Annotated in this window: 16 protein-coding genes; all 16 read right to left on the bottom strand. The window is 59.7% G+C overall.

What is annotated here, in order from left to right:
• Positions 1–2 precede the first annotated feature (2 nt).
• Positions 3–701 carry a prepilin peptidase gene (locus tag Z042_RS08335; RefSeq protein ID WP_154666907.1) on the bottom strand — a complete coding sequence of 233 codons (699 nt, stop codon included), beginning with the start codon at positions 699–701 and terminating at the stop codon, positions 3–5.
• Positions 698–1,174 carry a lytic transglycosylase domain-containing protein gene (locus tag Z042_RS08330; RefSeq protein WP_037407348.1) on the bottom strand — a complete coding sequence of 159 codons (477 nt, stop codon included), beginning with the start codon at positions 1,172–1,174 and terminating at the stop codon, positions 698–700. The genes Z042_RS08335 and Z042_RS08330 overlap by 4 nt, the downstream gene beginning before the upstream one ends.
• The gene (locus Z042_RS08325) at positions 1,174–1,563 is read right to left on the bottom strand and encodes a hypothetical protein (protein ID WP_024914118.1); all 390 of its coding nucleotides are present in this window, start codon (positions 1,561–1,563) and stop codon (positions 1,174–1,176) included. The genes Z042_RS08330 and Z042_RS08325 overlap by 1 nt, the downstream gene beginning before the upstream one ends.
• Before the next feature lie 60 nt (positions 1,564–1,623).
• Positions 1,624–2,268, bottom strand: a complete 645-nt coding sequence (locus Z042_RS08320; RefSeq protein ID WP_024914117.1) for a type 4 pilus major pilin — start codon at positions 2,266–2,268, stop codon at positions 1,624–1,626.
• Between the two features lie 15 nt (positions 2,269–2,283).
• Entirely contained in the window at positions 2,284–3,369 is a 1,086-nt protein-coding gene (locus tag Z042_RS08315; protein ID WP_051506734.1) for a type II secretion system F family protein, read from the bottom strand.
• Complete coding sequence (locus tag Z042_RS08310) at positions 3,362–4,954, bottom strand: GspE/PulE family protein (protein WP_024914115.1); 1,593 nt, start codon at positions 4,952–4,954, stop codon at positions 3,362–3,364. The genes Z042_RS08315 and Z042_RS08310 overlap by 8 nt, the downstream gene beginning before the upstream one ends.
• Positions 4,954–5,292 carry a type IV pilus biogenesis protein PilP gene (gene pilP, locus Z042_RS08305; RefSeq protein ID WP_162149759.1) on the bottom strand — a complete coding sequence of 113 codons (339 nt, stop codon included), beginning with the start codon at positions 5,290–5,292 and terminating at the stop codon, positions 4,954–4,956. The genes Z042_RS08310 and pilP overlap by 1 nt, the downstream gene beginning before the upstream one ends.
• 82 nt (positions 5,293–5,374) lie before the next feature.
• Positions 5,375–5,929 (bottom strand): type 4b pilus protein PilO2, encoded by a 555-nt coding sequence (pilO2, locus tag Z042_RS26730; protein ID WP_081758492.1) that lies wholly within the window; start codon positions 5,927–5,929, stop codon positions 5,375–5,377.
• Complete coding sequence (gene pilO2, locus Z042_RS26725; RefSeq protein WP_051506733.1) at positions 5,878–6,642, bottom strand: type 4b pilus protein PilO2; 765 nt, start codon at positions 6,640–6,642, stop codon at positions 5,878–5,880. The genes pilO2 (Z042_RS26730) and pilO2 (Z042_RS26725) overlap by 52 nt, the downstream gene beginning before the upstream one ends.
• An 11-nt stretch (positions 6,643–6,653) precedes the next feature.
• Entirely contained in the window at positions 6,654–8,342 is a 1,689-nt protein-coding gene (gene pilN / locus Z042_RS08295; RefSeq protein WP_024914111.1) for a PilN family type IVB pilus formation outer membrane protein, read from the bottom strand.
• A gap of 13 nt (positions 8,343–8,355) precedes the next feature.
• Positions 8,356–8,793, bottom strand: a complete 438-nt coding sequence (pilM, locus tag Z042_RS08290) for a type IV pilus biogenesis protein PilM (RefSeq protein WP_024914110.1) — start codon at positions 8,791–8,793, stop codon at positions 8,356–8,358.
• Positions 8,793–10,301 (bottom strand): PFGI-1 class ICE element type IV pilus protein PilL2, encoded by a 1,509-nt coding sequence (pilL2, locus tag Z042_RS26505; protein WP_024914109.1) that lies wholly within the window; start codon positions 10,299–10,301, stop codon positions 8,793–8,795. The genes pilM and pilL2 overlap by 1 nt, the downstream gene beginning before the upstream one ends.
• A 363-nt stretch (positions 10,302–10,664) precedes the next feature.
• Entirely contained in the window at positions 10,665–11,240 is a 576-nt protein-coding gene (locus tag Z042_RS08275) for a DUF1120 domain-containing protein (protein ID WP_024914108.1), read from the bottom strand.
• 13 nt (positions 11,241–11,253) lie between these two features.
• A complete protein-coding gene (locus Z042_RS08270; RefSeq protein ID WP_024914107.1) occupies positions 11,254–13,692 on the bottom strand; it encodes a fimbria/pilus outer membrane usher protein in 2,439 nt (812 codons plus the stop codon).
• 21 nt (positions 13,693–13,713) lie between these two features.
• Complete coding sequence (locus tag Z042_RS08265; RefSeq protein WP_024914106.1) at positions 13,714–14,412, bottom strand: fimbria/pilus chaperone family protein; 699 nt, start codon at positions 14,410–14,412, stop codon at positions 13,714–13,716.
• A gap of 123 nt (positions 14,413–14,535) precedes the next feature.
• A complete protein-coding gene (locus Z042_RS08260) occupies positions 14,536–15,243 on the bottom strand; it encodes a DUF1120 domain-containing protein (protein WP_024914105.1) in 708 nt (235 codons plus the stop codon).
• Positions 15,244–16,330: the final 1,087 nt, after the last annotated feature.

The raw sequence follows: 16,330 nt of genomic DNA, 5'->3' as shown, positions 1-16,330 counted from the left end.
ATTCAGACGGCCCACGGCAACAGCGGGGCATAACGTTCAACCAGCGTGACCACCAGAGCCCCGCCACACAGCCAGGGCCCCAGAGGCCCACCTTCGCTCATTGGGAAACGCTGCACACGCTGCCAGAGCAGGGAGAAGATGAAGCCGTAAACCCCCAGCAACAGGGCATCCATGACCAGCGGCAGCCCCAGCCAGGCACCCAGGGCGCCGACCAGATACACATCTCCCAGCCCCAGCGATGCCACGCCGGTACGGCGCATTGCCCCCCAACGCACCCCGCCAAACAGCAGCACCGGTGAGCCGACGGAGAGCAGCACCCACAGCACATCCTTCGGTGTGCCTGCATTCCCCAGACTGACCAGCAGACCGGCCAGCCCACACCGGACGGTAAACTCGCGGGGCAGCCACCCCTGTTCACTGTCAAGCACACTCAGTTGCAGGAAAAAACCCAGCATCACCAGCCCGGTCAATCCGCTGTATAACGACACGGACGGGAGCAGCAGCAACACACCCAGCACACCGTACAGCCAGCCCCACCCCAGCTGTACCGACGGTGTTGGCGCCTGTCCGGCATGCTGTTGCAAAAAGCGGCAGGCAGGGCGTATCACCAGCCCCGCCAGCCCAATCAGGACGCTTATCAACACAACCCCGCCCATCAGCAACAGCATCCCCTCAAGCACCGGGGGAGCCCAGCCTCTCACAACGCAATCCCCCGTTCGGCCCGCAACAATTTTTTATAGCGGGCGTAGACCTGGTTGGCATACGCCTCACGAATGGCCGCGTTCTTCTCGGCGAACCCGGCGTTGTAACTGCCCAGGCAGTGCCAGGACACGTCACAGGTCTTCAGGTGTCTTGCCAATATCCAGGCACCGACCTGCACGTTCAGACAGGGCTTTTTCAGCAACTCCTGCGCATCACGTATCACCCCCTGTTTTTTCAGTCCGGGTAAATGCCGGGAGTTAATCTGCATGACGCCGTAATCGGTACTGGTGACCTTGCCGCTTTTCCTGTCCCGATTGAGGTTGATGGCCGACGCCTCCAGGCCGCTCTCCTGCTGTGCCATGGCCTTCAGCAGGAGCGGGTCTATCCGGTATTTGGCCCCCGCCGCCTCAAAACAGAACGCACTGACGCCTGGGGAACACAGCATCGCAAGCAGAAGACACAGACCTCGCATCAGGCCACCCCCGCACAAAAACGCAGGGCCCGACCCTCGCCCCGGCAGTCCAGTTTCACCCGCGCATCCAGGACAGTGGCCAGCAGGCCAATCATATGCAGCGCCTCTGTCATGTCCGGGACCACGGGGCTCCGGCCATTGAAGTCATGAGCGCCACCGGTTCGTAGCGTCAGCGTGACCGTCTGACAGGCATCAAACCCGTCACACATCAGGTATTCCAACCCGGCCCGGCGGTAAGGCCAGACAATCAACGTGATATCGCCCGTCAAAATGGCGCGCAGACGAGCGCCCTGTTCCGTGACCCAGTGACTGACCGGTAACGGCGTAAAATGACGGCGCCGGGTCAGCAGGCACGCGGGGGGATGGCGTTTAAGACGTGATAGTGGCATGTTTGCGTTCTCCCTGAAGAGGGCCTGCACACCGTGCAGGCCGTAGGGTCAATCAATGGATTAGACGTTGGATTTGAAAATGATGACGTTGGTGCCGGTTGACCCCGTATCCGCCGTGCATTGGGTGCCTGCCAGGGTGGCCGTGACCTCCGTACTGTTCGTGGTGCCGTTGATACGCACTTCGGAGACCAGCCCCGACTTGCTCAAACGTACCGCCAATACGCCACAGGCTTCCTGCGGCACCGCGTTGTAGGTCAGGATGAACCCGTTGTTGGTGGTCGCCGTTCCCACCTTCTCCGGCGTCAGCGTCACCGCCCCGCCCCAGGTATTCCACAGCGTTGCCGTACCCGACTCCGCGGTCCCGTTAATGGTCATGGTCGTCGGGATACCCTTGAACTGCACCAGCGTACCGGTCATCTTCGCCGCATTGGTGAAGTTGTACCCACTCTGGGTTTTCAGCAACCCCCGCGTATTGGCCATGATGGACTGGATATTCGAAATCTCCGTCGACACATCATTACGGGCATAGTTACCGGCAATCATGCCGGCCACTGCCGCCACCGCAATAATCACAATCAGCAGGACCGCCGCCATCTCGATACTGAGCCAGCCCCGGTCTACCCCCTTCTGCACACAGCGTTCAGAAAACGTACCATGGTATTTCACGTTCACTTCACCCTCCCCTCTTGTTGATAATTCACACATACACACGCCTCGTGTTTACATTGCAGCATCAGCCATGGACTGGATTTGAAATATCGCCCCCATCACCAGGCCAAAAAACGACAGCAGCATCAGCACTGCCATCCCGTTCAGCATCACCGCCCGCCGTTCGACCCGTTTCACGGTCGTGTCCAGCCAGCGTTCACCGAATTTCTCCATGATGTCCTCTGCCCCGTCCCCGTCGGTCAGCAGGTACAGCTGGTTCACACACGCACGGCTGGGAAAATCAAAGCCGGTATTGCGCAGGGCCTTGCCGAGATGTTCGCCGTCCTCCACCCGTTCAGCCGTCGCCGCCAGGCGTTCACGCAGCCAGGGAGACGCATGCTGTGACAATCGCCCCAATAACGGCAGGGTCTGCAGGTTGGCCCGCATCAGCGCCGCCACATTGAGTAAAAACACCGCCCCCTGAATATCCCGGTACACCGACCAGGGCAGGCAGTGGTCCAACACCCGGTGGCGAACGGTGCCGGTCAACCGGGGTTGCGACCAGAACACCAGCGTCAGTAACGCCATCAACCCGGCCAGCGTCAGCTCGCCGTACTGCATCAGGTACCCGGTCAGCGCCGCCAGGGTGGCCATCGACCCCGTCCAGGTGGCCGGGTCGGACAGTTTCTCCAGTTGCGGGATAAGCTTGCCCGCCATGGTGTAGAGCATCGCCACCGCCATGCCACTGAGCAGCAGCGGGTAGAGCGTCGCCTTCACCACCGCCCCCTTGATGCGCTGGCGCCCCTCAATCAGCACGATGGCGCGTTTGAGCGCCTCCGGCAGCATACCGGCCACCAGACCGGCATTGAGGAGTCCCGCCTCTTCCACCGGCACCCATTCGGCCAGCACCGACTCAAAGGTATGCCCCACCCGGTTGTCGGCCAGCGCATCCATCAGTTCGGTCAGCAGGATGGCCAGCGGGTGCGTCTTCCTGCCAAAATCGGTTGCCACCTCCCGCATGTCGCTCAGTGCCACACGCAGGGGCTTGTGGTTCATCAGCAAAAACCCCAGGGATTCATAGAAGGCAATCCGGTCCGGGGCGGCAAACCCCACCCGGCAGTACCAGCGAAAGACGGCATGGGTGTGTGATTCAGCCATGGCGATGTTCTCCTGCGTCGGTTGTCGTCGGGGCTGTCGCATTGAGGGTCAGGCGGTCTTCATCCAGCGGGCACACCTGCTCCGCCAGCAACGGGTCGACCCGCCCTTCACGAATACGTATCAGCAGGTGCTGATTGCGGGTGATCCCCCCGAGCGTCGTCACCCAGTACTGCCGGGCGGCCGCCTTGCCCCGCTCACGGAAAATCTGCATAAACCGTGCATCCGGCTGGATCACCTCGGCAATCACCGTGCGTCCCGCGATCCCCTGACCAAAAACCGTGCCGTACACCGTCTTGCAGCAGTGTGAACACCCCGCCGGGTTGTGAAAACGCAGGGCAGTCAACGCGTCGGCAGTAAACAGTCCGGTCAGACGGTCACGGTCAGCCGCATCAAGCGACGCCTGCCGGGCCGCCCAGGACAGACTGCAGTGCGGGCACAGCGTCGGCACCAGGCGCTGAGAGAGCAGGCCTATCATCAACTGGGCATCGGCAATCAACGCCGGATTGAGCCCCATCACCACCAGACGCTCCAGAATAGAGACCGGGCAATTGGCATGCAGCGTGGTCATCAGTTGATGCCCGGTCATCGCCGCATTGATGGCGGTCAGCGCGGAGTTCACATCACGCATCTCACCAACCAGCATCGCGTCCGGATCCAGACGCAGCGCGCTGGATATCGACTGTACCCAGGCCAGTTTGGTGGCCTCCGGGTCGGCCTTGTCGGCAATGATGGGGGTCTGGATACTGCCGGGAATACGTCCCTCCGGCGGATCTTCAATGGTCAGCAGGCGCTTCTTGCCGCCGGTACGGCCCAGATACATGGCGCTGAACACCCGCAGCGTGGTGGACTTGCCCGAGCCCGTAGGCCCCGACAGGATGATCACCCCTTCCGGGCGGCGCAGGATATTGTCAACCACGCCACATTGCACTGGCAGATACCCCAACGCCGGCAATGAGGGAACGTTGTCACCGTCATCGGCAATGGTGCGCATCACGACATACAGGCCATCCACGGTCGGGGTATGGCTGTAACGGGCGCCGAACAGGTTCACCTTGCGCAGAAACTCCGCCTTCACCCGCCCATCCTGCTTGCGGTTGGGAAAGAACTGTTTCTCGGTCACGTCGCACATCGACAGGATAATGGTGCTGGCCAGGGCATAACCGTCTTCACGCGGGATGTCCTTGATCACCTGCAGGTCACCGTTGATGCGCATCTCGATGCGCGTATAGCCGGCAATGGTCATGTGAAAATCGGATGAGCCCAGTTCGGCGGCCAGCGAAAAGAGGCGCAACACCTGTTCCTGATTGGCACTGACATCGCGCAGGTCGTCGGCCGTCAGCCCGGCGGTATTCTGACTGGCCTGGCGCACGGCATCACGCAACCTGACCAGGTCAGACAGGGACACAAACGTGATATCCCTGACCGTGTGCAGCCCTTTGACGGCCGTGACCCAGGACTGAACCCGGGCATCGCCCCGGTGATGCGTATCCACAAACAGGCGCACGACGGTGTCGTTATCCTCCGGGTCGACAAAGACCCACTCGGCGATGTCCTCCGGTACCCTGACATCAGTACCCTGTTTCATCAGTGCATCCCCACGACACGGCCATCGCTGAGCGTCACACCCGCCGTGGAGAGGCTGTTGACCGTCAACCCGGTACCGGGGAACACCTGCCCGGGGACCACCTCCAGTACGCTGCCATCGGCCAGGGCCACCCGGGCACTCAGCCGCTGCCCAGTGCCGGAAATTTCCAGCACCTTGCCCGCGGCGGTCTTGGGAGCCGCAGCCGGTGCCACTGTTGAGGTACCAGGCAGGACTGGCGCAGGGCTGCTGGCCTGCCCGTCATTCCGGCTGTCACGCAACTGGCGTTGCAGTTGCTCCCCCTGCAACTGGGCCGCCAACAGCACATTCTGGGCCGTCAACTGCTCCAGGTCACCGACGGTCGCCGGCGCCGCCCCGGCGTTCGTGAAGCCAAACAGCAGGAGCAGAGGGAAAAGCGGGGCATTATTTGTACGCATAGAGATGTCCTTCGGTTTCATAGCTGAGTTGTCCACCGGTGAGCGTGAACGTCACACGCGCTAGGCGCAGGCCGGTATCAGCCAGAGGGTTGAAGACCGTGGCCGGTGGCAAGGTGGATGACACGGTGAAAGTGAACTCGCGCCATTCTTGGAGAGGGGGCGGTGTATCAGGCTCCAGGCCCGCCAGGGCGATTTGCGCCACTTCCGTGAAAGTGGTCGCCATCCCCTGACGCTGCAGGTGGGTCAGTACCCGCAATAGCTGGGTGTCCGCATCCGGGGGAACCTCGTCACGCAACTGGCTGGCATCGTGCGACAGGACAATAAACACCTCACCACTGCGCCCCCCTGCCGGGAGGTTGAACGACGCGGGCTGGCCCAGCAACAGGTCAACACGGGCCTTGAACACCTCAACCGGTTCACCGGCGCTGCCGTCATACCCCAGACGCAGACCGTCGCTGCGACACTCGCCGCCCGACAAGGTCCAGCCGGCTATCGACAACGGAGCCTGCTGCCAGGCCTGCTGGCACTGCTGTAAAAACAGGGCGGCAGGTAGCTGTCCCGCCCAGGGATGAGGTAAAACAGGGACCTCGGGATGGGGGGAGACTGTCGCTGGCTGGCTTCAAACGCGGCTCGCCGCGCGGCCAGGTCAGCCGCCTCCCGTGCCTGCTGCCACTGCTCCCAGGCGACATAACCGGTCACGGCCAACCCGGCCAGCAGCAGCCCCGCCACCCAGGGACGGCGGGAATGCACCGTCCGCAGCCGCGCAGACGTCGAGGGTCTGGTCGATAACAGACTGCGCCAGTCCGCGGGCACCGCCGGGGTGCCGACGACGCGCCAGTCCACATCCGGGTTGAATGCCAGAAAATCCGTCACCTGTGCACCAATGTCAGACGGATTGCCGACCACATCCCCCATCACGGCGGGGCACCCGTCCAACGTGGCCAGGAACACCTGCCGACCTTCGCCCAGGTCAAACACGCCATAACCATTACGCCCCAGAGTAGACAGGGCGAGGGCTGCCAGGGAATACAGCGAACCACGGTTTTTTTTACCGGCCAGGATACCGAATCCGGCCACCCGACCTTGTTCACCACGGCACACCACACGCCGGTTAACCTGCCGGTGCTTCTCGCGTGTCAGACGGGCCAGCCCACGGCGCCCTCTGGGCACCGCCTGCCACTGCAGGCCCGCCACCACGGTGAGGTTGCCGTCTGCCAGTAACACCGTGCCGCTGCTGTGTGTCTGTGCTGTCATCGCCACCTCACTCACATCAGCACCGGGGTAATCAGCACCACCAGGGTGGTGCGCTTCTTGTCTGCATCCCGTCCGCCGCCAAACAGGAAGTTGCCCGGGGTAAAGGTGCCTTCCTTGTTCACCGTGGTGTTGGTCTGCTCAAACCCGGTCAGCACCAGCGTCTGCCCGTCCCGCAGGTTGACCCGCTGGGAGAGCGAACGCAGCTTGGTGTAAGGCATCTCCATGGCCGTCGAACCGTCTGTACTGGCAATCGAACGGATGGTCGGGCTGTCAGAGAGGTTGAACGAGAACTGCAACTGGATATCGCCACTGTCCTGGATGAACGGCAGCATGGTCATGTTAAAACCGGTGGTGATGGTACCGGGCTCCATGGTGGTGCTGGAGCCGACGTTCGCCGTGGTGTTGATGCTGGTCCGGGCGACATACACCGTCTGTTCCGCAATCTGTACCGGCACCGGCGTCAGGTTGGTGGTCGCACTGCTGTGCGAGGTCACCACCGCCACGTTGCCCTGCTCAGACAGGGCCTTGACCAGCAGGCTGGAGCCGGAGAACCTGCCCCGGCTCCCGGTGGCCGAGTCCAGAATACTGACCCCGGACGACAGGGCATTGCCGGACGCGTTGGAGAAGGCCCCGGTCAGTGACGCCCCGACGCCGCCGAGGGAGGCATAGACCACACTCCAGTCAATGCCCATCTGGTCACTGCGTGAGGTGCTGACACTCAGGACTTCCACGTTCAGCAACACCTGTTTGTTCAGGACGGCATTCTCATGCTCAATGTACTCGGCCACACGTGCCAGCACCGACGGCGTGTCGGTCACGGTCAACGTGCCGCTGGCGGCACTGAGGAAAAAGCGCCCCCGCGACGGGGTCAACATCGTCTCCACCGTCTTTTTGATGTCGTCGTACAAATCGCTGGCCTGCTCCACCGACGTGGTTTGCGAGGTACTGGCTTCCCCCGAGAGGGAGTTGCTGGCACTGCCGCCTTCCGCCCCGGTTGATGCCGAGGTACCGGACAGCACATTGGCGCGCATGCTGGAGCGGACATTCAGTACTGCCAACTGGAAGGTACGGGTCTCCAGGCTGTAAATGACAATCCGCCCCGCCTCCACACGCCAGGACAACCCCAACTGGCTGGTGACCGTGTCCAGCAACCCGCCCAGTTCCCCCTGCCAGCGCAGGGTGTTGATGGTCGCTGACGCACTGACCGGCGGGGCTACCGATGTCACCCCGCCCATCATGGCCAGCGGAACACGGCCATGGTCGTCCGGGGCCGGAATGGCCCCGCTGACGGGCTGGGTGACCGTACGCGCACCAAGACCCTCTGCCGTACTGGCTGCATCCGCCGTGATGGTCACCGGCAGGCCACACAGCGTGCTGACCCGTTGACCGAACTCATGCAGACTGAGGGCATTGATGGTCAGCGTCAGCGAGCACGGAGGGAGGTCCTGGACCGCCGGACGACGGGCCGTGGTGATGGGCTTCGGGTTTATCCAGGGGGTGTCGACCCAGTTGACCGCGGCGGGTCGCGGGTGCTTCATGTCCTTGACCAGACGTTCTGCCTGCGCCCCGGTCTGCTGCGTCTCCTGCTCACGCTCGTTAATGGTCGTGAGCGAACAGCCGGACAACACCGACAACGCCAGCAGGGATATCACCCACCCTGACCGGGGTCGGGTCGGACTGTCTTGATGGGAAATGGGCATCCCGTTCTCCTCGTTAATTCAGAATAACCACGTCACCGTCAGCCACACCGGCCGGCAACGTCTGGTTCATGTCTTCACCCGCCAGCGTCAGCAGGCGGCCCTTCGTCACGGTACAAATCAGGGCGGAATGCCGGGTCTGTTGGCGCAAGGCCGTCACCAGCCCCGGCACCTCGGGGGTAAAGACCCACAGGCGTCCGTCCTGCAACACATGGTCAATGCGCGGGTCGGGCGTAAACGTCAGCCCCAGCACCGCCAGGGACACCTGCCCCTGGGTCTGCAGTACGTGATACAGGTGGTCATTGAGGGCATTGACCAGGGTGACCATCTGCACCGCCATCTGGGCACTGTCACCCACGCTGGCCTTTTGCAGCGCACGTTCACCGAGGTTTCCGTCAATCGAGGCCACCACCAGGCTCAACACCAGGGCGCAACTCAGGAGCCAGGCCCCCATCAGCGCGTCGCCTGCGGCTTGTCGTCCACATGCACCAGGCACTGCAGACGGTTGGCGGCCACGAACAACGGCTTGTCCGCCTGACGGTAGAGCTCAAAGAGCTGGCTCAGCACATCTTCAAACGGCCCGTGGAACGTCAGTTGGGCATCGATGCGGTAATCCAGGCGGGTTGGCCAGATGACCACCCATTGCCCACTGCCCTGGCACGGGGCCTCCTGTGCCCAGTGCGTCACCGACTCGCGCAGGGTAGCCCCCACCGTTGCCGACCAGGCTTTACCTACCGGCGCAGTGATAACGGCAGGGCCTGGTGTAAACACCGCAGGCGCTGCTGACGTTGATGACGTGGAGACTGGCGGTGTGACAGACGGCAGCAACACCGGGGTCACCGGTTTGTCCTCCTGTGTGGCGGTTTTTCCTGTGGGCACACCGGTGAGATTGTTCGGGGTTGCTGTGGCGGGCGCGACCGGGGTTGCCGGTACGATGGGCGGCGTCACAGGTGTCGAGATAACGTTCTGAGTCCCGCCCGCGTTATTGGCCGAGCTCTCCGAACCCGCAAGCGCCACCACGCTGATGCGGTGATTTTGCCAGTTCACCAGCGCCCTCCACTGTTGCGACTGCAGCAGCGTATCCAGTACGTGGGTCCAGCGGTCACAGCCCTGCCAGTGGTAAGTCTTGCCTTTTGTCGCCGTGGCGAGGTCTGACGACACCACCACCTCCCAACCGGCCGGGGCAATCTGTTTGAGGACCGACGCCAGCGCGCCCTGACCCCGTCCCTGGCGGATGTCCACCGTTTCCGCCGCGCCCAGGTATTTGACCACCTGCAACGTCGGCGGGGTAAAGGCCATCGTGGGCGGAGATAACAGGCGGTCTGGGGTGGATAGCCCAGAAACGGACGAGGCAACAGGCGGTACCGGTGGGGCAGGCTGCAGAGCGTTCATGGCCGTTGATGGCGTCATGACCGGTTGGGATGCCAGTGGCAAGGCCACCGGGGCGGGCGCAACCGGCACGGAATAGCCGTCCCGCAGCCGATAGTAGACCTGGCGGCTGACCTCATCGACCACCAGGTACCAGGCGGGCCCGGCCAGGATCTGCAACGCCTCCTGCAGTTTGACCGGGCCCAATGTGCGTTGCACCGCCGGCAAGGGCCGGTTCAGCAACACGGTAAGCTCAGGCCGGTCGGCCGGGCACAACGTGAACCCCGACTCGAACAGCACATAGCGAAGGGCCTCGCCGACACTGTGCACCCGCTGGGGCGGTATGCTGATGTCGATAAGCTGGTTCAACAGGTCGCGTTGTGCCTCCTGGGAACGGGTATTGACCAGGGTGTAGCGGTCATAGCGCACCACCGAGGGCGACCGCCCCTGATAGATATCGTCCTTGACCGGGCGAACCGTTTCCATGCCGTCGCGTTCCGGCACAGACACCGGAGTGGGCGCCCGGGGCACGGTCGTACACCCGCCCAGCAGCAACACGGCCAGCGGGGTTAAAACAAGATTGCGTTTTACCATTGTCAGTCAACCATCATGTGGCCAGGGGAATAGCCCGGTATTCTGACGACGAGGGAAAAACCGACCACAATCAAATCTGCGCACCGGGCCGGAATTTAGGGAGAGCTGCTTATATAAGGAGGGAAAAGATAAAACGCAGGGGGTTGCACCGAACAACAGGCAGTTGCCTATCGATAACGCCCAATCAATAGGCATCAGGGTGTTGCACCGTGCAACAGGCAGTTACGGGGTCTGATGCTCAGTGGAACGAAAACTCACATTAAGGAATGGTAAGCCGCGATCACGGATTTTTCTATGACCCCAAGATCAGGTTGCTATTCAGATCAATAAGTACATTACTGCTTTAAAAGGCCTGTAGTTCCTTCACTTCATCAACTCCATCGTCAGGGTGGCCTCGTTGCTCTGGTGGGCAGAAACGCGGGTGTCACGTTCAGCCAGCAAGGGTTCAATCTCTATCCGCAGCGTCAGGCTCTTGCCCCTTGCCAAACGGCCATTCTGCACGGCAGCAAAATGGCTGCCAGGCTGTAACCGCAGACTATTTGCCGGGACGCCATTCAAGACACCCTCCGGGGTGGTGCTGGCCAACTGCACGCTCTGGCCGTCCAACTGGGCTTCCGACAGGCTCACGTTGATATTGCCGCGTGCGCCATAACGCAGGTCACTGCGCAGCGCCAGCTTGAGAGGTTGCGTATACGGGCAGACCACACTGAGCATCAGGGTACGTTTACCCGGAGTCACCTGCCCACCGGTGGTGTCCTGCAACTGCCAGCGCGACTGGTTACCGTAGTCAATCACCGGTGTACTGACTGACAACGTGCAGCGGCTGTCCACCGGTAAACCCGATGGCATATCGGGGTTCATGTCCTGCCAGGCAGAAACCGCCCCGGCAGAGAAGCTGGTCAGTGCCAGCAGCAGTAAAACCATCCCGTTCTGTTTCATCGTCGTTATCCTGTTAACGGCAGACCGCATTTGCGGTTTCATATAAACCACTCTTATCGCCTTTTTCTGGCAGCGAGAGGGTGAAAGAACAGATTGTGGTGCCCGAAGACTGTACTTCCATCTGGCTGGCGGAACCGGCATCAGGGATAAATACGCTGCCCTGCTCACCCACCACGGTCATAAAGTTGCCGGCCGCATCAAAGACGCTGGCCCCGTGTGGCAGCGGCTGCCCCTGCGCATCTTTCACATTTACCAATACCCGGCGGGTATGCACCACGGTGAAATCCATATAGCTTACCGAGCCGCGAGCGGCTTCGGTGTCCTGCCAGGCGTTGTCGATATCGACATTTTTCGCCAGGCTGCGGGTATCGATCTGAACAGAAGAACGCTTATAGCCGTTGAGTGACGGCAATACCGCATAGCCACGCCGGTCAGTCCAGGTGGGGCCTGCGGGCGTTTCCAGACGCACCCCGCCTTCGTCACCCACCTTGGCAATACCAAAGGTATCCCTGACCGCATACGGTGCCAGCGTAACCCCTTTGTCATGGGCCACTACGGCCCCGGTGGCGCGAGCTGACAAGGTGGTCACGCTGTCAGAGTTCTGGCTGACGCTGCCACTGAGCTGGCTGATGGGGGTCACCCTATCCACACTGGCCGTCGCGGAAGTGCGCTGGTAACGGAAATCGCGCTCGCTGGACAGGCTCCAGCCCCGGTCCTGGCTGGAGCGGTCGTTGTAACGTACCCCGGCACGGCTACCGTTGCGGGTATTGTTGAGGTAGCTGCTGGCACTGCGGCCCTTGCCCAGCGGCATGCTCAGGGTCAGGTAAGTGCGGTTTTCGGCATCGCTGGTACGGTTAGCGGTGCTGTGCTCCAGGCTGGCCCCCACGTAGACGGCGCCAAACTGTTTGCTCCAGCCCGCACGCAGGTAATCGGTGTTATCGCCATCAAAAGTGCTGCTGCGCGCCCAGGAGAGCGACAGGCTGCCGAGGTGGTCCGCTGCCCAGCTAACGCCGCCCCCCATCTGGTTACGGCTGCGCCCGCCCATCTCCTGCTGGTCGCTCTGCAAGGCATCGCTCAACTCGCGGTAGCCGGAAGTTTGTTGTACTGCATTGAGGTTAACGCCCACGCGCTCGCTCAGGTGGTGGTTCAACGAGGCACTGGCCGACAGACCTTGGTTGCCATGTCGGTTATCCTGGGCGGCGGTGGTTTGCAGCGACAGCAGGGTGGCATCAAACAGCTGGCTGTCCGCCCCAAGTGCCGCGGCCCGGTACGGCGCAGACCCCAGCAGCCCAGCCTGGAGCGTGGTCTGCGGCGTTAACACCCAGCCATTGGCGAGGGTGCCGAGCAGCGGTGCTTCACTGCTGCCGCGCTGGTCGAGTTTACCGGCACCGAACGACAGTCCCGGCGCATTGGCGGTGCCATTGAGCAGGAATGCTGAGGCCGGTACGGTGAACTGGCGCGTCTCCCCGTTACTGCCGGTCACGGTGACCGCCAGGTCGGAACGCACATTCAGCAGCGAGAAACCTTGCAGACGAAACGGCCCGGCCGGCACGGTGGTGCTGTAAACCAGCACGCCGGACTGGCGCACTTCCACCACCGACTGGCTGTCGGCAATACCTTCGACCAGCCCGGCTCCGCCGCGGTTGCCCTGCAGGGCGGTTTCGGGCAGCAGTTGCGCCCCCAGCACCTGCCCGGTCCCGAACATGGAGTTGGACAGGCTAATCTGGCCGGCCTGCAACACCTTTTTGACACCGACAAACGAACGCTGGGCGTAGGCCGCCTGATGGCGCGTCTGGCTCTCGCCGTTAAAGCGTGAAAAGGTCTGGCGGCTGCGGACAATCCAGTCACTGAGGTTGAAACCCGCCTCGCTGCCCAACTGGGTAAAGTTGACCCCGGCACCCTGCCCCATCGATTCCATATACTGGGCGTCGTAGTTGAGCATGCCGGCAAAGCCGCCATGGTGCCAGTTGCCGCTGTCTGTGTCGGGGGCGGCCACGGCCTGTGGCGGCACCACCAGGTCGACACGCTCTTCACCCGGGTCAAGATGGATGATGGTCTGTGGCCAGGCGGTTTTCAGGTCAAAGCAGGGGGATTGGTCGTTAAACCCGGGAGGCGCTATCAGCCCGGCGGCCTTCAAAAAGGCCGCATCAACACAGAGTTCACCCTCGGAACCAAAGTGCGCCATAGCCTTGCCGCGCTCGCTGCCGTTGACGATCAGCGCCACGCGGGTCTCCCCCGGCATAAAACGCGGGGCCTGGCGAAAGGCGTCGGCCAGTTTGGGGTCGATACCGTGCGTTTGCAGCACCTGGGTATCGAATTCGACCTCGCCGGGGCGCTCAACCGCGTCGGCGGCCCATCCGCAAGCAGGCAGAGCCAGAGAGCCCAGCAGCGCCAGAGACAGGGCGGAACGTGCCGGGGCAGATTGAGCGGAATGGGAATAAGGGTAGCGCACGGTGTTCTCCGGGTAATCGAATCAGTGGCTCAGCGGTGCGTCATAGCTGTCGACGGTATAACCCCAGGTGGTGGCGGGGGAGATGCGGACCTGAGTGGCGCTTCCGGCAGTTTTGTTGCCATCCGGGGTCAGCGTCAGGGTCTGGCCCGGCAGAATGTAGCTGTTGGGCAGCGTCCAGGCGGTGTTGCCCGGCAGGGTGTTGACACCTTGCCCCAGGCGCACCACATAAGGGGACGGGTTGCTGACGGTAAGGCTGTTGCCGCTCTGTTTCCAGGTCAGGCGCTTCCAGGGGGCCAGGTCTTTCTCCAGCCCGGCCGGGCGGATAAGCACCGGCAGGTTTTGGCGCACGGTCATGCGCACTTCGCTTTTGCCCTTTTGCTGCGGCGGCACCCCTTCAAAGACGACGCGTGCCAGGCGCTCGGTCTTCAGCGGCTCTTTGCTGGTGAGGATAAAGCGCACCCGCTGGGTTTTGCCCGGCTCGACCCGTGCCGCCGGTGGGGTGACGCTCAGCAGGGTTTCTTTATCGTCTTTGATATTTTGCAGGGTGGTGAGCAGCAGCACCGGGAAGGCATCGGTGTTTTTGATGTTAATGGCCCCTTCGCCATCGTCCTGTTCCACAATCACCACCGAGGTTTCCGGCACCATACCGGTGGCCTGGCTGTGGGTGGAAAGCAGCAACAGTGCGGCCACGGTGGCTTTGAAAAGAGAGGCATAAGTCATCATTTTTCACCTTTCAGTTGAATCGGAAGACAGCAAAATCCGAGGACTACAACAGCCCTCGGTGTGCAAACCTATTGGAAACGGGGTTAAAAGCCGGAGAGGGACTCCAGCTTTATAGCGTTATTATAGGTAAACCAGTTCCAGAGTGGTCAGGCCATCCAGAGCAATTGGTTTGGTCAGGTCCAGTTCAGAGGCCTTGTTGATATAGGCCTGTACGCCCAACTGACCCGACAAAGTAGTAAAGGCGACAGGTGTGGCGGTGCCAGTGGTAGCCCAACTGGAATAGCGTGTGCTGGTGCTGTTCAGCAGGCTACCATACTCTGTCTTCGCCCAGGAGGTGGTATTACCGTTTGACTGGATGCTATCTACGGCTACACCATCGGCCAACATGGTACCCGTAGCAAGACGGATGCCATAACCGCCAATTTTCACAGTACCGTCCAGACCCAGACCTGCAGCCCCCATATTGGCGCTACCAAACACATTAGGGCCGGCAGGGGCGGTTCCTCCGCTGCTTGTTTCATTGGTGCTACCTGCCAGAGAACCCACACGCTGGTTGACGACCTGAACAGCGATTTTAGCTGGGGCGTCACAGGTGATGGTGAATTCCACCTGCTTTTCATCCAGTAAAGTATAAGCATCTGCGCTTAATGACGTTGGTTTTATCGTACCGTAGTCAATGGTGCCACCACCGGCTAATGTTGGGGTGCAGGCGGTTGGGCTGATAGTGCCGATAACGCGCACGTCAATGCTTTCAGCCAAAGCGGGCAATGCAGCGGTAGCCAAAACAACAGTCAGTGCACACGCTGATTTTTGAATATGATTCAACATTAATTTTTTCCTTTAGTATGAAATAAAAAGCATTTCCGGCTGAACTTCTCCATGAAGCACATAGTTCCGTTATATTGCTTTTGTTGATGCCCTGGCGGGCAGTTAACGCGGTCGATAATTGTGGTAAAAGAAACGCGGCTTATTAAAAAGCGTGGACGAGTAGCGACTTCTGATAATGGTGATAAATCACCCTAGTTCAGGAATATGAATGAGCCCACCCTCTGTTTATTAACACATTTGATTTATGTTTATTGACTATTTTTCTGTAATGTATATACCTCGAGACATCTGATTACTGGTAATTTTCTCAACAAGCCAATTGGCTACACTCTATTTACAGTCTTGCTCTTAATATCTAAATATTAACCTTCACTATTAATTAGGCCATCAATATTTATTCTTTTTACAGAATACAGAATTTATAAGTCACCTTTCAATGCGCACAAGATTAATGATTTGACGGGTCCACTCTCACAAAAATAGCATTTAATCCCGCATAATAATAAAATTATGGAATTATATATTTAATATATGGTTTTTTTTAGTTTTTCTTTAAAATATACAGCCCATATACTTCAAGGTAAAATCTCAGCACAATTTCTGTTATTTTATGAAATTAACAGGATAATATATTTATTTGTTGTTTTTTTGACTCACATCAAGTTATGAGTTATCAAATTGATTTTATTTATAATTTTAGCCTACCAACATGATGCGCCTGTTCTTTTGACCTTATTGCCATGAGAGAGACATGCTATAGGACCATCTTCAGTTTTAGCCTGGACAACAGTCGGATTTCTCTTGAAATAATCAATAATGTCTTCTTTAAATCAGGATAAAAAAGCAATCAACAACACCTTCCATATTGAATAACATCACATTGAATATGCCTTTAACAATCAGGGGAATGTAATCATTCGTTTTATCATTCAAAAAAAGTTATTGCCTAGGAATGTTCTCCATTCTAATGCTTATGGGTAATGCGGGGGAGATAATCATTTATTTATAGCGATACTAAAAATGCATATCATAAAACTAATATGATTAAATCCAGTGAGTTGTGAGTGCATCCTGTTTTTTTATTTAC

The sequence above is a fragment of the Chania multitudinisentens RB-25 genome (assembly GCF_000520015.2).
Lineage (GTDB): Bacteria > Pseudomonadota > Gammaproteobacteria > Enterobacterales > Enterobacteriaceae > Chania > Chania multitudinisentens.
Note: the sequence above shows the minus strand (reverse complement) of the source record. Positions and strands in the feature narration are given on the sequence as shown.